Annotated in this window: 19 protein-coding genes and 2 pseudogenes; 6 read left to right on the top strand and 15 right to left on the bottom strand. The window is 44.0% G+C overall.

The window, feature by feature from the left end; all coding sequences use genetic code 11:
* Nucleotides 1-58: 58 nt before the first annotated feature.
* From yfkAB to EGM68_RS08335, 3 genes are all read right to left on the bottom strand, one after another.
* Nucleotides 59-1,189 (bottom strand): radical SAM/CxCxxxxC motif protein YfkAB, encoded by a 1,131-nt coding sequence (gene yfkAB, locus EGM68_RS08345; protein ID WP_013370310.1) that lies wholly within the window; start codon nucleotides 1,187-1,189, stop codon nucleotides 59-61.
* A gap of 97 nt (nucleotides 1,190-1,286) precedes the next feature.
* Entirely contained in the window at nucleotides 1,287-2,447 is a 1,161-nt protein-coding gene (locus EGM68_RS08340; protein WP_017425923.1) for an HD-GYP domain-containing protein, read from the bottom strand.
* Nucleotides 2,401-3,855, bottom strand: a complete 1,455-nt coding sequence (locus EGM68_RS08335; protein ID WP_129548996.1) for a bifunctional metallophosphatase/5'-nucleotidase — start codon at nucleotides 3,853-3,855, stop codon at nucleotides 2,401-2,403. The genes EGM68_RS08340 and EGM68_RS08335 overlap by 47 nt, the downstream gene beginning before the upstream one ends.
* Before the next feature lie 270 nt (nucleotides 3,856-4,125).
* Between EGM68_RS08335 and EGM68_RS08330 the strand changes: the two genes are divergently transcribed.
* A complete protein-coding gene (locus EGM68_RS08330; RefSeq protein WP_013370307.1) occupies nucleotides 4,126-5,190 on the top strand; it encodes an HD-GYP domain-containing protein in 1,065 nt (354 codons plus the stop codon).
* Nucleotides 5,191-5,359: 169 nt separating this feature from the next.
* Here EGM68_RS08330 and EGM68_RS08325 read toward each other — a convergent pair whose 3' ends face one another.
* The gene (locus EGM68_RS08325; RefSeq protein ID WP_025676021.1) at nucleotides 5,360-6,214 is read right to left on the bottom strand and encodes a manganese catalase family protein; all 855 of its coding nucleotides are present in this window, start codon (nucleotides 6,212-6,214) and stop codon (nucleotides 5,360-5,362) included.
* Between the two features lie 225 nt (nucleotides 6,215-6,439).
* Here EGM68_RS08325 and EGM68_RS08320 point away from each other — a divergent pair, with 225 nt between their 5' ends.
* On the top strand, nucleotides 6,440-7,279 hold the full coding sequence (locus tag EGM68_RS08320) for a manganese catalase (protein ID WP_129548995.1): 840 nt from the start codon (nucleotides 6,440-6,442) through the stop codon (nucleotides 7,277-7,279).
* 208 nt (nucleotides 7,280-7,487) lie between these two features.
* On the opposite strand, the pseudogene EGM68_RS26510 reads toward EGM68_RS08320, so the two are convergent.
* The 3 genes and pseudogenes from EGM68_RS26510 to EGM68_RS08305 form a co-directional block, all read right to left on the bottom strand.
* A pseudogene (locus EGM68_RS26510) lies at nucleotides 7,488-8,053 on the bottom strand (Ig-like domain-containing protein); the annotation flags it as partial.
* A 526-nt stretch (nucleotides 8,054-8,579) separates the two neighbouring features.
* Nucleotides 8,580-8,933 (bottom strand): hypothetical protein, encoded by a 354-nt coding sequence (locus EGM68_RS08310; protein WP_040101734.1) that lies wholly within the window; start codon nucleotides 8,931-8,933, stop codon nucleotides 8,580-8,582.
* Nucleotides 8,930-9,799 (bottom strand): MSCRAMM family protein, encoded by an 870-nt coding sequence (locus EGM68_RS08305; RefSeq protein ID WP_240664141.1) that lies wholly within the window; start codon nucleotides 9,797-9,799, stop codon nucleotides 8,930-8,932. Before EGM68_RS08305 ends, EGM68_RS08310 begins: the two co-directional genes overlap by 4 nt.
* A gap of 177 nt (nucleotides 9,800-9,976) precedes the next feature.
* Between EGM68_RS08305 and EGM68_RS08300 the strand changes: the two genes are divergently transcribed.
* On the top strand, nucleotides 9,977-10,513 hold the full coding sequence (locus EGM68_RS08300) for a site-specific integrase (RefSeq protein WP_129548994.1): 537 nt from the start codon (nucleotides 9,977-9,979) through the stop codon (nucleotides 10,511-10,513).
* A gap of 67 nt (nucleotides 10,514-10,580) precedes the next feature.
* Here the strand turns inward: EGM68_RS08300 and sufB are convergent, their stop codons facing one another.
* The 6 genes from sufB to EGM68_RS08270 all read right to left on the bottom strand — a co-directional run bounded on the left by sufB (nucleotide 10,581) and on the right by EGM68_RS08270 (nucleotide 16,605).
* On the bottom strand, nucleotides 10,581-11,978 hold the full coding sequence (sufB, locus tag EGM68_RS08295) for a Fe-S cluster assembly protein SufB (RefSeq protein WP_016819590.1): 1,398 nt from the start codon (nucleotides 11,976-11,978) through the stop codon (nucleotides 10,581-10,583).
* A 30-nt stretch (nucleotides 11,979-12,008) separates the two neighbouring features.
* Entirely contained in the window at nucleotides 12,009-12,431 is a 423-nt protein-coding gene (sufU, locus tag EGM68_RS08290; protein WP_013370293.1) for a Fe-S cluster assembly sulfur transfer protein SufU, read from the bottom strand.
* Nucleotides 12,421-13,641 carry a cysteine desulfurase gene (locus EGM68_RS08285; protein ID WP_129548993.1) on the bottom strand — a complete coding sequence of 407 codons (1,221 nt, stop codon included), beginning with the start codon at nucleotides 13,639-13,641 and terminating at the stop codon, nucleotides 12,421-12,423. The genes sufU and EGM68_RS08285 overlap by 11 nt, the downstream gene beginning before the upstream one ends.
* Complete coding sequence (gene sufD, locus EGM68_RS08280) at nucleotides 13,638-14,942, bottom strand: Fe-S cluster assembly protein SufD (RefSeq protein ID WP_064963853.1); 1,305 nt, start codon at nucleotides 14,940-14,942, stop codon at nucleotides 13,638-13,640. Before sufD ends, EGM68_RS08285 begins: the two co-directional genes overlap by 4 nt.
* Nucleotides 14,943-14,965: 23 nt before the next feature.
* Nucleotides 14,966-15,748 (bottom strand): Fe-S cluster assembly ATPase SufC, encoded by a 783-nt coding sequence (gene sufC, locus EGM68_RS08275; RefSeq protein WP_013370290.1) that lies wholly within the window; start codon nucleotides 15,746-15,748, stop codon nucleotides 14,966-14,968.
* 386 nt (nucleotides 15,749-16,134) lie between these two features.
* Nucleotides 16,135-16,605 (bottom strand): Dps family protein, encoded by a 471-nt coding sequence (locus EGM68_RS08270; RefSeq protein ID WP_129550308.1) that lies wholly within the window; start codon nucleotides 16,603-16,605, stop codon nucleotides 16,135-16,137.
* Nucleotides 16,606-16,912: 307 nt separating this feature from the next.
* Here EGM68_RS08270 and mtnK point away from each other — a divergent pair, with 307 nt between their 5' ends.
* From mtnK to EGM68_RS08255, 3 genes are all read left to right on the top strand, one after another.
* Nucleotides 16,913-18,145 carry an S-methyl-5-thioribose kinase gene (gene mtnK, locus EGM68_RS08265; RefSeq protein WP_129548992.1) on the top strand — a complete coding sequence of 411 codons (1,233 nt, stop codon included), beginning with the start codon at nucleotides 16,913-16,915 and terminating at the stop codon, nucleotides 18,143-18,145.
* On the top strand, nucleotides 18,142-19,251 hold the full coding sequence (gene mtnA / locus EGM68_RS08260) for an S-methyl-5-thioribose-1-phosphate isomerase (protein WP_129548991.1): 1,110 nt from the start codon (nucleotides 18,142-18,144) through the stop codon (nucleotides 19,249-19,251). Before mtnK ends, mtnA begins: the two co-directional genes overlap by 4 nt.
* A gap of 172 nt (nucleotides 19,252-19,423) precedes the next feature.
* Nucleotides 19,424-20,586 (top strand): IS3 family transposase gene (locus EGM68_RS08255; RefSeq protein WP_431191750.1). Its coding sequence is split into 2 segments (ribosomal slippage): nucleotides 19,424-19,688 and nucleotides 19,688-20,586, totalling 1,164 coding nucleotides; the frame shifts between segments, so codons are not numbered across the junction.
* A 103-nt stretch (nucleotides 20,587-20,689) separates the two neighbouring features.
* On the opposite strand, the pseudogene EGM68_RS08250 reads toward EGM68_RS08255, so the two are convergent.
* Nucleotides 20,690-20,890, bottom strand: a pseudogene (locus tag EGM68_RS08250) (YunC family protein); the annotation flags it as partial.
* Between the two features lie 75 nt (nucleotides 20,891-20,965).
* Nucleotides 20,966-22,093: a site-specific integrase gene (locus tag EGM68_RS08245; RefSeq protein ID WP_129548990.1), complete on the bottom strand. Its 1,128-nt coding sequence runs from the start codon at nucleotides 22,091-22,093 to the stop codon at nucleotides 20,966-20,968.
* Nucleotides 22,094-22,114: the final 21 nt, after the last annotated feature.

Here is a 22,114-nt window from a genome sequence, read left to right as displayed (position 1 = left end):
AGCTATTCAATTCAATATTTATGATTGGAAACCTGGAATTGGAATCATGTAAAAATGCTTATAATTGCAATGCTTTTCTTGATTTAAAGTCTACACCCTTGTAATACATATCCGCTACGAGTAGATTCGGCCCGCAACAGGCAGCCGCATCGCAATGACAGTTCACGGTCTGATTCAGCGGATGCTCATTCAGCCATTCACCGAAAATATTGTCCAGACTGTTTTCCTGAATATTTCCGAAAGCTGGAATGTCTGCAAAATCCGTCACATATACGCTACCCGTGAACATATTCACATTTACACGGTTTCTTCCGTCTGGATCATTACGCACCGTAATATTCGGTTCTTGGCGCAAGCGACGAAGCAATTTACGGTCTTCCTCCCGCTCAGAACAAGCAAAGAACGGTAGTGTACCAAATAACATCCACATGTCCTGATTTCGCACATCCAGCAGCTTATCAATAGAGTTCCGCATATCGTCAAGGGACAGTACAGGCAAGGCAGAAGCAAAATTCGATGCGTACATCGGATGAACCTCATGTCGGCGGCATCCCATTTCGTTGATCAACTGATGAATGCCTTCTAGCTTCGTATGTGTCCGATAATTAATCATGGACTCAGCTGAAATGAACATCCCCATTTCGCTCAATCTGCGTGCATTCTCTATCATTTTTTCATACAGGCGCACAGCACCCGCGCGTGGAGTCGGACGTCCGGTATTTGCAAATCCCACTTCATAAAAATCGTCTGCATTTAAATAATTAAACGATATATGCATGACATCCAGATACGGTAGCATCTTCTCATATCTTCTGATATCCAATGTCAGGTTGGAGTTAATTTGCGAACGAATACCGCGCTCTTTAGCATACTTCAACAGCGGAACGATCACATCGTCCACTGTTTTATCAAGCAATGCAGGTTCTCCGCCTGTAATACTTATTGTCTCCAGATGCTCAACTTCATCCAGCCGCTTCAGCATCAAATCTAAAGGAAGGAAAGGGGCCTCCTTCATAACCAGCATATCGCCGACAGCGCAATGCTCACAGCGCATATTACATAAATGTGTTACGGTCATTTCCACACTTGTAAGCAAATGACGACCATGTGTACGCAGTGAGACAATCGGGTCCCACGGATCATACGTTGGCGATATTTGGGGTAGTGTGTTATTTTGTAGAACTGTCATTATGTTTTCACCTTATTTCTGTTATTAACCTCAAAAGACGTATAATTATCATATCATGATGTGTAAAGTGCCTGCATGCTTTCTTCCACATCCTCTGCTAATCTACGCGTACTCCTCCGAAAGGGCCGGTAGCAGCGCCTAATGTATTTGTAATCATGACCGAAAGGGATACGGACAAATCCACATCATAAGGCGCCTTCAGTTCCTGCCCATCCCGGTCTCTTACAATACGAATGACAGGCCTTTGCGGGATTTTGGAATGTATACGCACTACGACTCCCTCTTCCCCTGTGTTGAGCATTACAGAAAGCCCCAGAGGGTAAATAGCTACACAGTCACGAAAGGCTTCCAGCATCCGCTGCTCATACAGCGTTCCTGCCCCGGCGTATAGCACCTCCATTGCTTCATAAGGCAACAAAGCCTGCTTGTAGATTCGACTTGCCGTCATCGCGTCATACGAGTCCGCCAGACCGATCCATTTCGCATATTCGTGGATTTGGTCCTTTTTCCAACCGTGTGGGTATCCACTACCGTCAATACGCTCATGATGCTGTAATGCACAATGAGCTGACAACAAGGGAATCCCGGGTTCGTCTTTAAGTAGCTTATAGCCGATCACTGTATGTGTTTTCATATGCTCATATTCCTCGTCCGTCAATTTACCCGGCTTATAGAGCACTTGAGGTGAAATCTTCATTTTACCGATATCGTGCAGTAATGAACCTATCCCTAGCTCCATGAGCTGATTATTATCGTAGCCATTGGATATCCCCAGGACTAGTGAATACAAGCATACATTCAAAGAATGATGATACAAATCCTGATCCGCGGCCCCGATATCCATCAACATAATGATGGCATCCTGGCGGCCTCCAATATCGTCCAGAATGGATTCCATGACCTTATAAAATGACTTGCCAAAATATTTGTGCTTATGATCTACGGAGTAGGATGACAAACCCTGAAACTGCTTTTTGATTTCCTGTAGCGCCGCCGCCCTTGTCTGTTCATGGATCATCTCGGGTATGACGATATCTTCTGTCACAGCATCCTCAATGTATACATATCCAATTCCGACTTGGCCTAGACGTTCAATCAATCGCGAAGTAAGCTCAACACCTTCCGAGAGCAGCACCATTCCATTTTCATTGTATATTTTTTTGCCCAGCTTCATGCCGGCTCTCAATAATGTAACAGGTACCAGTCGCAGCTTAATCCTCTCCCGATTGTTTTGATACCTGAAGCCACCTAGCTGCAAAACATTCTTCCATCGCGCCCGGACGCTTCAACTCCATTTCAATCAAATCCCGTAAAAATTCTGGAAGCATAAATCGGAGATCTGTTCCGTTCGCAAGCACCTTATAGCCTGCTTTAAAAGTGAACATATCCAACGTGCCCACTGTGTATTCCTCATCTTCTTCCAAAGGTTGACCCGCTACACGAATGTCCGTCACTTTTTCATAAGGAGCACGGTCCGGATCAAACTGAATGGTCAACCCTTCCACACACATCGTGCCCAGCACTTTGCCTCTGAAGCCAAAGCCCGTCATGGGCTTGTCTGTAAATTCTGGCAGCAAAGATTGCTCCAGAGCCAACCGAATGTCTCTTCCCCGCAACTTCATAACACAGGGATTGATCGGCGATGGGCATAAGGAATGCAGTACTCCTTTGCTAATATCTCCTTGAGGCAAGGGACCAAGCAGTTGACCTGCATTGACGAGGGCGATTTCGGTTCCTGTAAAATGGGACACGGATTGTGCCAGCAAATTCCCGAAAGGGGACTCCTCATTATAGGCGATCTCCAATTCCCGATCTGTTACTGCCACCGTGCTCTCCATGGCGCGTTCTGCTTGTCTGCGATGCAACACAATGGCCGATGCCACTTTTTCGTCTAGCAGCGTCTGATCCACAGGAACTACGCCGCCTGAGGTAACTCGAAACGGTTCAAGACTATGGTTACGGGTTAGCGTCACTTCACCGAGCAACGTTCCGAACTTCCCAGCCCCACATAGAACGGTGTTCCCGATCCGAAGCGGTTCCTCCAGCACATGGTGGGTGTGACCACCAAGGATAACGTCAATTTCAGGAAACTGGGATGCTAATTTCTCATCAGAGGGTAAACCTAGGTGAGACATCACGACCACCACATCCACCTGCTTTCTGAGTGACGCGATCTGCTTCCCCAGCACCTCAAACGGATCGAGCACATCCCAGCCCAACAATTGATAAAACTCTGTAAAAGGAGCCGTCACACCTAGTAAACCGATCTTGATTCCTGCTTTGTTTAGAATAACAGATTCCTTCATCCACAAAGGAATCCTCCCCGTAGCACGCTCTGTCAGATTGCCACATACAACTGGACAATGAATGCCCGCATATGCCTGTTCAATCATATCCGAGGTAAAAGTCAGTCCCTCATTATTACCGATCGTAATTGCATCGTATCCTGTCAGATTAATCACATCCACATTTGCCCCACCGAGCGTTCCTTCCGTTTCGGGGGCCATCCGATCCATGTGGTCTCCTATGTCCAGCACAAGAAGCGCATCCCCTGATGCAGCTTTTCGTTCATTAATCATCGCGGCTATCGAAGGCATACTGCCAAAATGACTATGGATATCATTGGTATGCAAAATGGTCAACGTTTGCCGAGTCGTCATTTCCATAACCGCCCTCCTCTATATTTTATATATCGACTTTGGAGCTTCTAATGTTTAAGCATACCATGTTATTTAGCAATATGGTACATATGAGGTGGACATAGATAGTGAAAATCATTGACATTGCCTTCTATATGTAACTCAGAGGAGACGGGTCCTTGGGACCTATTTTACAGCTTGGAATAATAGTAAATTAGTCGTTGTCATCCCATATAATTCTTGATATATTAAGTTTGTTTCGTATTTTCGACAAATTTACGACAAGGAGGTTAGCACATGAGAGTTCACGTTACCGATGCCAAGCCGGGAGATCGCCTCAAATCCGATACATACAATGGGCACGGTGTACCTGTCTTGATTCAGGGCACCGAGCTTCAGCATGACGATATTTCCAAGCTCATTATGCATGGTGTCGATTATATTGACATTGATGCTGGTTCTACGAGCATTCCGGTTGGCTTTGCCCCCGATGTTCCTGCTTCCCCCGAGTCCCTCAAACGCGCCGTTCCCCTTATGGAGCAAACGATCAGTGGCTTTGAAAGCATGTTCCTCGAAGCTTCCTCAACTGGAAAATTTGATGAACATCGAGTTGATGAGCTGTTCGCCCCTCTTGTTTCAGAGCTGGCTCGTCAAAAAGATGTCGTATCTCTGCTGTTAATTATGGAACGGGGAGATCACTATACCTATAACCATTCTCTCCAAGTAGGTATACTGTCATATTACATTGCCACTTGGCTTGGATATACAGAGGAAGAGGCATATGCCGCGGGCAAAGCTGGATATTTACACGATATAGGCAAGTCCATGATACCGGATGAAATTTTAAATAAACCGGATAAACTAACACCTGAAGAATTTCATGAGATGAAGAAACATTCTCTGTATGGCTATGATATTATTCGCAATTCAACCAGCGATGATATTTCAGCAATTGTCGCCTTGCAGCATCACGAACGCGAAGACGGAAGTGGATACCCCCACGGACTGTTCAAGGAAGAGATTCATCCTTTTGCCAGCATAACAGCTGTTGCCGACGTATACAGCGCGATGATTTCCAACCGTGTGTATCAGACAAAACAGGAGTTGCTCACCGTATTACGCGAGCTGCACAGTATGAGTTTTGGACATCTGAATCCAGAAACTACCCAAGTGTTCATCAGACATATGCTTCCGAATTTTATTAATAAGCAGGTTCTATTGACTACAGGCCAGACAGGAACTATTATTCTGAACAATCCTGTGGATTACTTCAGACCCTTAGTAAGAATTAACGATAATGAATATATAGATTTGTCAAAGGAACGCCATGTATACATTGACGAAATTTATCTGGAATCCTGATCTGCCACTGCCACCCGGCGTTACTTTGTTTGTACGGAATGTTTTACCGAAGCACAGGCTACACGAATAAAAAGAGACTGTCCTTTAATCCGTAGGTTTTTCCTACAAAGGACAGCCTCTTTTTGTATTACGAACATTAGCCCAATTACTCTGTATTGCTTGTTTAATCCTAGGAGTTAAGATCTTGTAGGCCTGGGCTATGTTCATTAGGCAATTCAGGCATATACGGAAGAGGAAAGCCTTCTGGAGGGTTAATGACACTCAAATCTCCACCGTTTCTGCTTGGCGTTTGCCCATTGAATATTTCTCCAATACGGGTAGAATCCAATCGAAAATTAAACTGTGCATTGTGAAAGCCCATTTCAACATACTTCCGACATTCTGGATACTTGTTAATATCGTAGTTTGGAACCGGGAACAATTTGCCCCAATCTACTCCAAGTGTCTCTAACGCTTTGGCAAACGCATTTTGATGAGCATTATCTCGTACAATCAAAAAAGCTAATGTTTCCCGGAATGTTTTGTTCGAGCTCATTTCGTAAATTCGGGATTTTTGCAGAACCCCTGTAGATTCGAGTACGAGATTATCAAGCAAATCACTAATCAGATTGCCGTGGGAATAGACATAACTGCCTAACCAAGGGTTACCACTTGCATCAACGGGTAAGGAACTTTGAGCACCCATAATAAAATGATGAGGATTGGCATGTTTTATCGCTTCATCCAAAGGAGCATGATCAATTCCAGCATCGCCGGCTTGGTCTTCGCCTGAGCCAGTCAGAAGTTGATTTATGGTATGTTGGACCAGTTCAACATGACTAAGCTCCTCTAGGAAAACTCCTCGTATCAAATCCCTATACTGCACAGCATTACCACGAAAATTATTACTTTGAAAGAAAAACTGCATCATCGTACGCATTTCTCCAAATCGACCACCCAATACCTCCTGAATCACTTTTGCAGCAGCTGGGTCGGGTTTATCGGGCACTATTAAGTTAATCAAATCTTCTTTATAAAAATACAATACCAAAACCCCCTCAGAGCTTTTATTTTGAAGTAAAACATATGCTACCCATTTTTATCATTTTTATACAAGACAAAGAAACAGAAAGGTTATTATTATGCAGGCTCCTATCAGTCTAGTATTAGGGATATTTGTTGTTAAGCAGCTCCTCGTTTTGTTGCGCATTGAATGGGTTAATATAGCTTGGATTCACTAAACTGCTTTTAACCTATAGGAGGACTAATTATGTTTAGACATCAAAAAGAGTTGCAGTTCGAAGTGAAAGTAGAGCGACCTGACCCTCTATTTGCCCGACAGGTACAAGAAGTTTTGGGAGGCCAATTTGGAGAAATGACCGTGATGATGCAATATTTGTTTCAAGGGTTTAACTGTCGCGGTGATGAAAAATATAAAGATATGTTAATGGATATTGGAACAGAAGAAATAGGGCATGTGGAGATGCTGTGTGCTTTAATAAGTCAATTACTTGATAGGGCTAAACCAGAAGATCAGGAGCAAGCTGCCAAAGACCCTGTTACAGCTGCCATTATGGGGGGAATTAACCCGCAGCATTTACTGGTGAGTGGTCTTGGCGGATTACCTACTAATTCAAATGGAGTTCCATGGAACGGTTCTTACATTGTTGCTAGTGGTAATCTTTTGGCAGATATGCGGTCCAACCTACATGCAGAGAGTCAAGGTCGATTGCAGGTAGCAAGACTATATCATATGACCCAAGATGAAAGCGTTAGGGCTACATTACGGAAAATGCTAGCACGCGACCGCTATCATCAGTATCAATGGCTGGCGGCAATCCAAGAATTAGAAGAAAAAAATGGTGTTGTGGTACCGGCTTCCTTTCCTCCTGAAGCAGAGCAAGAATCTCAGCCTGAGGCATATGAGTTTTGGAACTTGTCTGAAGGCGAAGAATCTAGTGAAGGTCTGTGGGCAACAGGAAGTGCGCCGGATGGAACCGGGAGCTATGTATACATCTCTAACCCCGTTGCCAAAGGCCAGATCTATAATGCCAAAATACCAGCAACCGAGTTACATCATGACTTAGACCATAAAACTTCAGATAAATAAACGTGTAACAGACGAGTCTTCCCAACATTAAAGATCGCTTATTGGTGACACTAACCATAAAATGAAACAAAAATATATACTTAAAGTGCACATAAGACGGCTTATCATAAAGCACATCAAATTACAGCTGATAATAAACAAGAAGTATAGAATCAATGTAAGACCAAAAAGCTCTGCCGACCAATTATAGTTAGCAGAGCTTTTTGATTTATTTAGAGTATTCACTTACTTTAAACATAAGTATCTTATCAAAAAAAGATTACGTATTCCTTGCGATTGCTGAAAGGTCCTTTGTTATTGTCATGTTTATCAATATTATAAAATGATTGACCACGACTGGCATCTTTGGGCATCATACCACGCTATGAAGTTGTTAACTTCTTTCATACTCAAATCAAATTCCTTCTCCAAACCAGTTGTCATAGTTACTACAAGAATTGCACGATCACCTGTTGGTTGTACTGTCTCCGATGGCTCAGGTTTAGGTTGAGATGATTTGTCTGTATTGGGAACTGTTTGCTTTTCTCCTTGAGGAGTAGCTGATACCTCTTCAGAAAACTCACTTTTTCCAGTATCATTTACCGCGGTAACAACGTAATAGTATGTTGTTCCATTAACCACAGACGTGTCAGAGTAAGATGGAGTTTTGACGTTTGAAGCAATTGTTTCATATGGTCCTCCAGAAGTAGTGCTGCGTTTTATAGTATATTCTTTTTTATCGGGACTTGCTGTCCAGTTCAAATCCACCTTAGCGTCTCCTGCCTTTGCCAATAGATTTGAAGGAGCACTGATTTTAGGATTTACTAAATATCCAGTGTCGTTGATAGTAATTTATCTATTAACAGTCATTAAGGTAATATATTCCTCAGACTTAAATTCAAACTGATTCCGCATAAAATACTTACCAGTAATCTTAACCGATTCAGGCTAAAACTTTTCTATACTGCCACCATAGCCTTACAACCGACACCATATTCTCTCCCAACGACTGAACAACGTACACCTTTACCTGGCTTAGCGAAGCTGCAAATAGTTCGATATCCGACTTTAACACTTTATATGTATGGTTCATGCTGGTCACCTCAATAATTCATTCAATGAATGATGTGGTAATTCCTTTAATGAAAAAACCCCCGCCAACCATGATCCTTATTTTCATCGTTATCAGTTTGGTACCTTATTGAAGTGACGATTTTTCTTTCAAGAACTTTTTAGTAAGGCAGAAAACAAAAAAAGACGTTCCCATGATCATCCGAGAACGCCCTTAGCTTTATTTTATTCGGATGTTTGAAGACACCTCTTAAATAACGGCTTTAAATTTCTTGCGGTTCGCCCGTTTTTTATTTCTCACGGACACCCCCAGTTCGATTTTTACCGGACATATTTTACGGGACTTAGTAGATGAGTATAGCTTTCTTTTACTGCTCCATTTTATTGCATTTCTGCAACCTTCTTCACTGCGAATATAGAGCTGGAACCGCTGCTTATAGACGATTCTTTTTTTTCTAACAACCAGACAAAACGTTACTCGGACAGGGCTGAAGCCATACCTGATGGAACCATTCCTGCCGTGCAGAGCCAGAGGGATCCATCTACTTTCACCGGAACCGATTGAAAAAGCAGAACTGTCTGTCAGAATAGTTTTATCGTTCATCCTGTATTCACCTGAACTGTCGCTTTCACACGGTAGATTCCCGGTGGCAAATCGCCAAACAGGTAGAGCCCCCCCTGATTCGTACGCGTAATCTGGATGATCTGTTCCACTCCTGCGGTCAACGTATAGAGTGCCACTAGCGCATTGGGTATAGCAACACCATTCGCTTGGTCCGTCACAATACCACTTACAGTCCCTGTATTGGCATTCGGATCGGCTGTCAGATTAATATCAAGGGGGACATACTCAGGACTTTGGATTGTTACAGGGGCACTTTGGTTGGACAAATATCCGGGTAGGACCGCCTGAACGAAATAGGTACCACTCGGAAGTTCAGCAAACAAATATTGCCCTGATGCGTTGGAAGTCACTGTTCCGATCGGAGTAACCGTAGTCCCATCTGTTCGAAATAGACTAACCAAAGCATTATTCACGGGTTCATTATTGGTAATATTCCTTACTATACCAAACATGGCTCCCGTCGTTGCAGCGGGATCGGGTTGTAAAGTAATAGATACTTGCGTTGGTCTGCCTTGTGTAACTGTTAACGGAATACGGACAGGTGTCAGGTAGCCTGGTTCAGATGCAGTGATTAAATAAGAGCCTACTGGAACGTTAGGTATTATAAATATCCCCTGGGGATTACTGTTAACATGCGCATATGGCACCCCTTGAGAAGTATATACCTGCACTGTAGCAAAAGGAACCGGATTCCCATTAGGCAGGAGGGTTGTTCCCTGCACCACACCAACGGAGGTGCTGGACGAGGCTTGAAGTTCTAGATTGACGCTCTCTTCTTCGTGCCCATCCAAGGTAACTGGAGCACTTGGTTGAAGTTTGAACAAGTCAGAAATTGGAATAACCATGACCTCCTTTCACAAATCTTACAACTCAATATATGCTTGAGAGTTCATAAACGACTGGTCAAACAACCTAACTCATACTTTTTTTAGCGTTACTAACATGATGAGGGGCTAATAAGCATTCTGTCGATTATATGGGTTTTTAGTGCTTTTTTCTACTTCTAATCTTTTAAGGTTCCCCTGCCCCTTTGGAGAAACCCTTTCTTCTTAGAGGATCAGGAGTTAGCTAGATTACTATTTTACACAGATTTACGAGTAGGAGAAGGACTTGCACTAAAGTGGTCAGATATGGATTTTGAGAAGAATCTGCTTCGCGTAAACAAAACACTTGATATAACCACACGTAAGACTACTACGACTAAAACTAAGGGCAGTGTAGGTTACGTTCCGTTTCCTGCCTTTATAGGCGAGATGCTGGAGCGCATAAAAAAAGAATCCGCAGAGAAAATCTACGGATTCAATAACGATATGTTTGTATTCGGTGTAGTGGTCCCATACCACTATTCCCATTTTCGCAAACATTTTAAAAGTCTCTTCCCTGAATTGCGAATTCATGACTTGCGTCACAGCTACGCATCATACTTGATTAACAAAGGCGTGGACATCTATCTCGTAAAGGAACTGATGCGACACGACGATATCAAGCAAACAACCAACACCTATGGTCATCTTTACGCCGAAAGGAAACGAGAAGCAATGAGCGTATTCGACGACTAATCGGTATCATTTCGGTATCATGACCAATAAATAAAACCTAGAATAGCCGATACGCTTAGCTTTGCTTTTAACCAATACTGCCTTCCATTTCGAACTTGATCAAACGGTTCATTTCTACCGCATATTCCATCGGTAGTTCTTTGGTGAACGGCTCGATAAAGCCCATAACGATCATTTGCGTTGCCTCAGCTTCGGTCAGACCGCGACTCATCAGATAGAACAACTGATCTTCCGATACTTTGGACACCGTTGCTTCGTGCTCAAGTGTGATATCGTCATTCATGATCTCATTATAAGGAATAGTATCTGAAGTTGACTGATTATCCAAAATCAACGTATCACACTTAATATTCGATTTTGCACCTTGGGCCTGACGACCAAAGGAAGCTAATCCGCGATACGTTACTTTACCACCGTGCTTACTGATCGATTTGGATACAATGGTGGATGTAGTATCTGGTGCCAAGTGGATCATTTTCGCACCTGCATCCTGATGCTGGCCTTTGCCTGCAACAGCGATGGACAAGACCATCCCTTTCGCTCCACGACCTTTCAATACAACGGCAGGATACTTCATTGTCAGTTTGGAACCGATGTTTCCATCGACCCATTCCATGGTTGCATTTTCTTCAGCAACCGCACGTTTGGTTACCAGGTTGTAAATGTTTGGTGCCCAGTTCTGAATCGTTGTGTAACGAACACGTGCGTTTTTCTTACAAATAATTTCCACCACAGCACTATGCAGCGAGTTCGTGCTGTAAATTGGAGCTGTACAGCCTTCTACATAATGCACAAAGCTGTCTTCGTCAGCAATAATGAGCGTACGCTCAAATTGCCCCATATTTTCCGAATTGATACGGAAGTAAGCCTGCAATGGAACTTCACATTTTACACCTTTAGGCACGTAGATAAAGCTACCGCCTGACCATACCGCACTGTTCAGGGCCGCAAACTTATTGTCCGCAGGAGGTACGACTGTGGCAAAATACTCTTTCAGAATCTCAGGATGCTCACGCAACGCCGTATCGGTATCCATGAAAATGACACCCTGCTCTTCCAGGTCCTTTTGCATGCTGTGGTAGACAACCTCGGATTCATACTGCGCGGATACACCAGCCAGAAACTTTTGCTCCGCTTCAGGGATCCCTAATTTATCAAAGGTTTCCTTAATTTCTGTAGGAACCTCTTCCCACGTTTTCCCTTGTTTCTCGGAAGGTCTTACATAGTACTGGATATCATCGAAATCCAGCTCATCCATGTCTCCGCCCCATTTTGGCATTGGCATTTTTTCAAATTGCTTCAATGCTTTCAGACGAAACTCCAACATCCAATCCGGTTCACCCTTAATTTTGGAGATTTCTTTTACAATTTCCGGAGTGAGACCCTTACCTGTTTGGAAAATGGACTTGTGCTCGTCACGAAAGCCATACTTATACTCTTCCATTTCCGGTGCTTTCTTGGCCATGTTTCTCAAACCTCCTCTATTCTATTTAAATTATTTATCTTCATCTATTCCTTTACGCAGCGCGTTCCAAGCCAAGGTCGCACATTTAATGCGGGCCGGGAACTTATTAACGCCTGACAAAGCTTCCAATTCTTCATAATCATCAAATTCGACGGCTTCGCCCTTCATCAAAGAGGAGAAGCGACTCGCCATATCCAAGGCCTGATCAATCGTTTTTCCTTTGACCGCTTCTGTCATCATCGAAGCCGAGGACATACTAATCGAGCAACCTTCGCCAGTAAAACGAGCATCCTCAACTAAGCCGTCTTTCGTTTTGAGTTGAAGGGATATCCGGTCACCACACGTAGGATTGTTCAAATCCACCGTAACAGCATCATCCTCAAAACGTCCGCGATTGCGCGGATTTTTATAATGATCCATAATCACGCGTCGGTACAAGTCGTCAAGTTGCATCGCCAAAATACTCCTTTGTTTGGATTAAGGCGCTGACCAGAGCGTCGATATCCTCTTCTGTGTTATAGAGGTAAAAGCTAGCACGTGCAGTTGCACTGGCTTTCAACCAGCGCATCAATGGCTGGCAACAATGATGGCCTGCACGTATGGCCACCCCTTTACTGTCCAGTACAGTAGCTACATCATGCGGATGCACATCATCCAAGTTGAATGTTACAAGCCCGACATGACGTTCAGCAGGTCCGTAGATCTTCAAACCATCCACTTCACGGAGACGTTTAAGTGCATAATTTGATAGACGGCTCTCATGCTGTGCAATGGCGTCCAGTCCAATGCTTTCCAGAAAATCAATGGCAGCTCCCAAGCCAACAGCCCCAGCGATAATCGGGGTGCCACCTTCGAATTTCCAAGGTAGCTCCTTCCATGTGGATTCATACAATCCCACATCGTCGATCATTTCACCGCCAAACTCAATGGGCTCCATGTTTTCCAGCAACGCCTTCTTGCCGTAGAGTGCACCAATTCCTGTAGGAGCACACATTTTGTGACCAGAGAAAGCATAAAAATCAGCATCAATGTCTTGCACGTCTACTTTCATATGTGGCGTGCTTTGTGCACCGTCGACAACGATGACTGCACCTTTGCGATGTGCAATAGCAGCAATTTCTTTGACCGGATTCACAACGCCAAGTACATTGGAGACATGCGCAATTGCTACAATTTTTGTGTTTTCTGTGACGGTTTTCTCCACGTCCGCAAGATCAACGCTACCGTCCTCTTGAAGCGGAATATATTTCAAAGTTGCACCAGTGGCTTTGGCAACCTGTTGCCACGGAATCAGGTTGCTGTGATGTTCCATCTGAGTGATGACAATTTCATCACCCTCCTTACAGTTAGCTCTACCGTACGAAGAAGCCACCAGATTCAGCGCGGTTGTTGTTCCGCGTGTAAAGATGATTTCCCTGCGTTTGGCATTCAGAAAACGGGCTACCTTCTCCCTCGCACCTTCATAAGCATCCGTAGCACGGCTACCCAAGGTATGCACACCACGGTGTACATTCGAATTATCAAATTCATAGTAGTGCTTGATCGCCTCGATGACCGCTAGCGGCTTTTGCGAAGTGGCCGCATTATCCAAATAAACCAGCGGATGACCGTTAATCTCCTGATGTAAAATCGGGAATTGTTCACGGATCAATGCAGTGTTCATTGGCCTAACTTCCTTTCAACAAGGCTTTGCAGCTGATGTTGAAGTCCTTCAAGCGGAATTTCAGATACGACAGGTGCCAGGAAGCCGTAAATAATCAATCGTTCAGCTTCTGCACGGCTAATTCCGCGGGACATCAAGTAATACACTTGCTCACGGTTAACCTGACCAACCGAGGCTGCGTGTCCTGCTGTTACATCGTCTTCATCAATCAGCAGGATCGGGTTAGCGTCACCACGTGCTTGCGGGCTGAGCATCAGAACACGTTCTGTTTGCTGACCGTCTGCTTTGGTAGCACCCTTTTCTATTTTCGTAATTCCGTTAATGATAGAAGATGCTTCTTCACGCATAACGGCGCGCGTAATCATCTGACTAGCGGAATTTTTACCAAAATGCTGTGCTTGTGTCGTATAGTTCAACTTTTGCGAACCAGAACCTACAGCAATAACCTTGGCATCTGAGTTGGAGCCATTGCCTTTGAGCACGGACATGGTATTGCTAGCTGTATTGCCGTTGTTCATTTCGCCTACAATCCATTCGATAGCAGCGTCATTTCCGAGCGTGGCACGACGAATGGAAATATCCGTTACTTGCTCTCCAAACTGATGCACTGTGGCATAACGTACTTTAGCGCCTGCATTCGCAACCACTTCTACCGCACCGTTATGAAGAACAGGTGCCGCCAAATCCGCAGATACATAGTTGTCTACGTACGTCACGGAACTATGGTTTTCAGCTATGAGCAGCACATGCGGCGCAAACGTTGCAGTCGCATCATCCGTGAGGAACACAGCTTGAAGCGGAACGTTCAGCTCTACATTTTTAGGCACATAAGCAAATACTCCACCGTTCCAGAGTGCTGCATGTAGTGCAGATAATGAATTTTCTTCAGCTTTAATAACAGTATTCAGATGAGCTTTGACCAAATCAGCATGCTCTTTAACCGCCGTTTGCAAATCCGTGAAAATGACGCCTTGCGCCGCCAGTTCCTCGCTCAGCTTCACGTATACCGCACCGGAGTTGCGCTGGATGATCAGACCGCCCTCCTGTTGTTCTTTGACCAGATCAGCAATGGCTGCAGGAACCTGACCTACAGATGCAATGACCTCGCTCAGTTTATGTTGACCGTAATCGTTTAAATTCCAACGCTCGATTTTTGTTTTTTCAAATACCGGAAGCTCCAGTTGGCCTGCAAGCTCAAGTGCTTTTTGTCTGTCTTCGGCTAGCCAAGTTGGCTCGCCATTACGTTCGGACAGAACACGCAGTTGCTCGGAATCTACCGGAAGGATTGTTTGTGTTGTCATCAGTTTTCCTCCTCGCTTCCGGCTTACGCCTCTTGTCCTACAGTTTCATCAACGATACCCAGCTCTTCCTTGATCCAGTCGTAACCGTCCGCTTCCAGACGCTCTGCAAGCTCAGGACCACCGGATTTAACGATACGTCCTTGCATCATCACGTGTACATAATCTGGTTTAATGTAGTTCAACAGACGTTGGTAGTGAGTAATCACAAGGAAGCCACGGTCTTCAGAACGCATAGCGTTTACACCGTTAGCTACGATTCTCAAAGCATCGATATCCAGACCGGAGTCAATTTCGTCCAGAACGACAATTTTCGGATCAAGCATCATCATTTGCAGAATTTCATTCCGCTTTTTCTCACCACCGGAAAAACCTTCGTTCAGATAACGGTGAGCAAACTCAGGATTCATTTCAAGCTCTTTCATTTTGCTTTCCATTTGGCGGATAAACTTAATCAGGGAAATCTCTTGTCCTTCTTCACGGCGTGCGTTAATTGCACTACGCAAAAAGTCGGAGTTTGTTACCCCTGCAATTTCACTTGGATACTGCATCGCCAGGAACAATCCTGCACGTGCACGCTCATCCACTTCCATATCCAGCACGTCTTCTCCATCCAAAGTTACTTTGCCATCTGTGACTTCATATTTAGGATGACCCATCAAAGCAGATGCGAGTGTACTTTTACCCGTTCCGTTAGGACCCATGATAGCGTGGATTTCTCCGCCCTTCATTTCGAGGTTAATACCCTTCAAAATTTCTTTACCTTCAATGGTCGCTTTGAGACCTTCAATCTTAAAGTTTGTAGCCATATTCGCAATACCCTCCAAAAAATGTAGTGTGGTGTCGAAATCAGAAAGTATATTTAAACAGGGGAGCCCCCTGATTTCAAGCAATATTTAAAAATTTATTTATAATCATTCTAAACTGATTCTCAATGATTCTCAAGTTATTTTATAATAAATATCTTTAAGGGTGCAACCAACAGACACACGTTATCCAACTTTCTTCATAAAATGTTCATCCTACCAAGCGCACAAATGACTAAATACATCCTGCGAATGATTATATAGTTATAGTGTAGTACAAAAAACCATGGGATACATCATCTCTTTTTTAGCCATAAAAACGCTACTGACAGCATGCGTCAGTAGCGTTTTACATGTAAAGGGTTATTTTAGAACGAAAGCTTGAGGAGTTAGCCCAAATAAGAGCGCAGCATCCACATATGTTTCTCCAGATCCGCTTTATAACCGATTAGCAAATCTGCAGTAGGCTGATCGGAATTACTTTCCGCCAATTCGATACCTTCCTGAAACTCCTCACATATAGTCGCAAAATCCTCGATCAAAGTTTGTACCATCTTAGGAGCATCTTCATTGCCGGTTGCTTCCTGAATCGACGACAGCTCCAGGTATTCCTTTAATGTTGCGGAAGGAGAACCTTTCAAGGCGAGCAGACGCTCGGCAATCTCATCCATTTTCAATGTCACTTCATTGTATAATTCTTCGAATTTAACATGGAGTGTATAAAAACTGGAGCCTTTCACGTACCAGTGATAGTTATGAATTTTCACATATAACACATTGAGGTTAGCGACTTGACGGTTTAAAAGTTCCTCCACCGATTTGGTTTGCGTATTTTTCGAGTTACTTGTTGTTTTAGCCATCATAAATCCCTTCCTTTTTCATCAAATTGACTTTCAGAAGCGTTTACGTATCCATCACCGTCACTGCTGACGATAAGACGCCAGCGGGCATTTGAGTATCACCTGCCGGACGTCTGTTTCATATTTACCCTTTCTATACAGAGACGAAACAAAAAGAAGAGTTCTCTCTCTTCCAATCCATCATAAAAAAAATATACAAAAATTCAGTGATTTTCGTTATACTTTCTCTATCCTATCAAAATACTTGGTTTAATATTGTGATATTTTTCCACCATTTACATGTGCACAATTTACGGAGGTGACCTCATTGTCCAAATATCATCCCTTAACGACCGAAGATGCAATCGAATTCGTGAAAAACATCCCCGGATTTTTCAGTCAGGAAGCCCAGCTGGAATGCCGAGAAATCGGTGATGGCAACTTAAATCTGGTTTTTCATATTACAGATTCCAAATCTAACAAGAGTATCATTGCCAAGCAGGCACTTCCCTATGTAAAAATTGTAGGTGAATCCTGGCCGTTGTCCCTGGATCGTGCCCGTATTGAACGTGAGGCACTTCAGCAGGAACACCAGCTTTGCCCCGAATTGGTTCCTGCGGTACTGGGCTATGACGATGAGCTTGCGCTAACCGTGATGGAGGATCTTAGCTCACACACAATCATGCGCAAGGGACTAATAGAAGGCAACAGATATCCCCTTTTTGCTAATCATATTGGGGAGTTTCTGGCACGCACGCTCTTTTTCACCTCAGATTTAGGCATGAATCAGCAGGATAAAAAAGAGCTGGTTAAACGCTTTATTAATCCTGAACTTTGTAAAATAACTGAGGATCTGATTTTGGATGAGCCCTACCGGTTTTCAGATAATAACAACTATGGTGTGTACATTGAAGACGAAGCAGAGGCACTCCGTACAGATCAGGTGCTTCACCTGGAAGTAGCTTTACTGCGAGAAAGGTTTATGACACGAACAGAAGCACTGCTACACGGCGACCTCCATACAGGCAGTATTTTTGTAACGGCTGAATCGACTAAAGTCATTGATCCTGAATTTGCCTTCTACGGACCCATGGGGTTTGATATCGGAGCAGTCATCGCCAATCTGCTGTTGAACTACGCAGCACAGCCCGGATGGACTTCTGGCGAGAAGGCCCTTAAAGAACGACGTGACTGGCTCCTGGAGACTGCCATTCAAGTATGGGAACAGTTTGAGAGCAGGTTCCGTACCCTGTGGGACAAGCACGTCACCGATCATTTGGCACGTACCCCCGGATATCAGGACTTGTATCTCCAGAAAGTGCTGCAAGATACGATTGGTTTTGCAGGGTGCAAAGTGATCCGCCGGATCATCAGCCTGTCGCATGTGGCGGATATCGATACCATTGCCGATCCTGATATCAAGGAAGCTGCGGAACGTCTCGCGTTAGCAATCGGAAAAGCCTTGGTTCTCTGCAATCGCAAGCTTCATTCGATTCGGGAGTTGGAGGATATTGTTCGGACAGCAACAGCGATCCAAACTAAAGGAACATCACGAATATGAGTGAAAATAAAGAATGGACGCCCGCATCCTCCCGAGAAGCATCTGCGACCGGACAGCCTCTATCTTCGCTGGTGTGGAAGGGTAACCACTTGTCCATGCTGGATCAGCGTCTACTGCCCGAAACGATAGTCATGCTGGATTTATTCACGACCGAGGAAGTATGGGAGGGCATTCATGCCATGAAGGTACGGGGCGCCCCCGCCATCGGGATGGCTGCAGCCTACGGTGTTGTGCTGGGCGCTATCTCCTATCGCGGCAACGACGCTGCTGGATGGCTGGAGCATGTACACGCGGTGTGCGGACATTTGGCTACCTCACGGCCGACTGCCGTAAATCTGTTCTGGGCTCTGGACCGCATGAAGAAGCGAGCCGGCGAACTTGTCACAGAGGCTGAGGTAAGTCAGATCGAAGACTGGAATGCAGGGCTGGAGCGTGAAGCTATAGCCATTCAGGCGGAGGATGAAGAAGTTTGTCGCCAAATCGGTATCCATGCATTACCTCTGTTCGAGGACGGGATGGGCGTACTCACTCATTGCAATGCAGGCGGCTTGGCAACAGCCAAATACGGAACAGCGCTCGCGCCTATGTATTTAGCTCAGGAGAACGGTATCCACCTAAAAGTATTTGCTGACGAAACTCGCCCCGTATTACAGGGTGCGCGTCTGACCGCCTTTGAGCTTCAGCAGGCAGGCATAGATGTAACCTTGCTCTGTGACAATATGGCAGGCATGGTGATGTCCAAAGGATGGGTGCAGGCGGTCATTGTCGGCACAGACAGAGTCGCTGCTAATGGGGATGTGGCCAATAAAATCGGCACCTATAGCCTGGCAGTGCTGGCGAAAGCGCATGGTATACCTTTTTACGTTGCTTCGCCGTTATCAACCATTGATTTGCAGACCGCAACAGGCGCAGATATTCCGATTGAGGAACGTTCTGCAGAAGAAGTTACCGAGAGCTTTGGTAAAAGAACTGCCCCAGAAGGCATCAAAGTCTACAACCCGGCTTTTGACGTTACACCTCATGAGTACATTACCGCCATCATTACCGAAAAAGGAATTGTTCAAGCTCCTTTTAGCGAGAACCTCACCGCTTTGTTTGCCGATTAATTGTTCTTGCAGGTTATTTAGTTGGTATATAATTCAAATAGTTCCACTCGATAGAATGAAAAATTTCACAGAAAAAACCGGAGCCGTAGTGGTATTATCCCCTTCTAGTAGACAAGAGAGAAAAGACATCTGTTAAGATGGACTTAATCTTGTTGAACGGAGGGGATTTTTCATGGCTAAAAAGGGACAATCATTCCGGCAATACTCCTTAGATGTAAAGATGGAGGCAGTCCGGTTGGTGAACGAAGAACATATGAGTATTCGTGAAGTGACGAAACAATTGGACATTCGTAATAAATCCCAAGTGCAAAGCTGGGTGATGAAACATCGAGCGGGGGAGAACCTCCAGCCAACGACCACAAGGCAGGGACGACCCAAAACGAAATTTTCCAGTATGGAAGAGGAGATGGCGTATCTACGGGCGGAGATTGAATATTTAAAAAAGCAGTATCCAAATCTACACAAGGAGTGACGAGGAAAGAAGCGAGGTTTGAAATTATTGAGGGAATGCGAACACGATATTCGTTGAAATGGTTACTTGAATTAGCCCATGTTTCTCGGGCAGGATATTATAAATGGAGAAAGAATCAGCAAACAACCCAGCAGCGTAAGCAAGAAGAAGAGCTTCTGGAATCGCATATGTTGTCGATCCACCGGATCCATCCCTATTTTGGTTATCTGCGGATGACCGTTGCTTTACGTAGAGAAGGTATCTTGGTCAATCACAAAAAGGTGTACCGCCTAATGAAGAAATTAGGGATCCGTTCCGTCATTCGAAAGAAGCGGCGCTTTTTTGGCAAACAGGCATCTGTGGTAAATGCCAACCGATTAGATCGACAATTTCAGGCAGATTCTCCTTTATCCAAGCTGGTTACCGATATTACATACATACGAGCTGGAGAGCGGTTTGTATATCTCTCTGTCATTCAAGATCTGTTTAACAATGAAATCGTGGCTTGGCGTCTTTCGGAACGAAATGACCTTGCTCTAGTTAGCGAGACGCTAGACGTTCTAAGTAAGAACGTGAACATGGAGGGTGTCATTCTCCATTCAGACCAGGGTTTTCAGTATACCTCCAAGCCGTTTAACCGCAAACTTAAGCGGCTTGGCATGCTTGGGAGCCATTCAAGGCGTGGAAATTGCCTAGACAATGCCTGTATAGAATCCTTCTTCTCCCATCTTAAAACAGAGAAGATTTATTTAACGAAACCCGGAACCCTAGCGGAGGTAGAACAACACGTACGGGAGTACATTTCTTTTTATAATGAAAATAGATTTCAGAAAAAATTAAACAACCGTTCCCCGATTGAATACCGAGAAACGGTTGCTGCTTAAAGATGTCTTTTTAGTTCTGTCTACTTGACAGGGGTATGACCATAGCGCCCGGTTTTTTAACTTTTTCTTTTTTGCTTTTATCCAACAACTATTACTAGGCTTCTTACACCAGTTTCAATAATGCTTCATAGCCTGGCATCCCTGGCTTAATTCCAAGTTGCTCAGCTTCCGTCGTCACTGACTCCATTGGTGCTTCCAACAGTTCCTTTAGTGTTTTTACCCCTACAGCTCGTGCGGCCAGAATTTTCCGATCCGCCAGCCGTTCATTGAGCAATCCGACATCCAGCGCACCACACATGATGTAAACTATCAGTAAAGCTTTGTATATCAACAGTTTTTAAGCAACAACTCATTTGAGGTCACAAAAAGGTCACAAAAATCACAACATGATCATCTGCTCAAGCTCATCGGCTACCTCTTGTTGCATACTAGGAAGTACATGACTGTACGTATCCAGCGTGACAGATATCTTACTGTGACCTAATCTCTCTGAAATCACTTTGACATTCATTTTCTTTTCTAACAGCATCGTCGCATGGGTATGTCTCATATCATGGAAACGGATATGCGGAAGCTTGGCACTTATAACATCCTTTTTATAAGCCTTGGACAAATTAGCAGGGAACACTGTTTTACCATTTTTTAAATTGAAAATAACAATATCCATATCGATAAAACCGTCTCCAAACTCTCTTTTCCACTTTACTTTGTAAGCTTCATGTAGCCTACGCTGTTCTTCAAGAATCGCAATCAGTTGATTAGGTATAGATATTTTACGTTCCCCAGCGGTAGTTTTAGCTCCAGATTTGATCCGAGTTCCATAATGGGCAAGCGTTTGTCTGATGGTAATTGTCTTTGATTCAAAATCAATATCCTTCCATCTTAACCCTAAAATCTCCCCTTGCCTCATTCCTGCTAATAAAGCGAGTCCATAAACACAATGATAACGATCTTCTTTGGTACATTGGAGAAAATGATTCACTTGTTCCAACGTCCAAATAGACATTTCTTTTTTTACTCGCTTGGGAAGTGTCACTTTTCGCATGGGATTTTCTTTGATGAAGCCATATTCAATCGCCTTATCAAATACTTTTTTGACCATCGTTGTAATGCGATCTATTGTATTCCTCGCAAAATTCTTCTTGTGCAACTCATTCACGAAATTTTGACATTTCAATAAATCAAAATTTTGCAACTTTACTTTTCCGAATTTAGGCTTAATATGATTTTTGAAATACAACTTGTTATTGTAAAGCGTTGTTTCGCCACATTCATGAACCCGGATGTTATCCAGCCAGTAATCCATAAACTCATTGAGTGTAATGTTATCTTTCCTGATATATTCTTTATTCTTCACATCATTCTGAAGCTCAATCATCTTATCATTTGCTTCGCGTTTTGTCTTAAAGCCTTTTCTGCGGATTTGCCGCCTCTTCCCAGTTTCATCGTAATAACCAAAAACAAAATCCCATTTTTTTGTCTTCTCATTAACAAAAGGTTCTGCCATTTAAAACTCCCTTCTTGTGAC

Source organism: Paenibacillus sp. M-152 (assembly GCF_003856555.1).
Classification (GTDB): Bacteria; Bacillota; Bacilli; order Paenibacillales; family Paenibacillaceae; genus Paenibacillus; species Paenibacillus polymyxa_C.
This window is presented reverse-complemented; position numbering and strand designations above follow the sequence as displayed.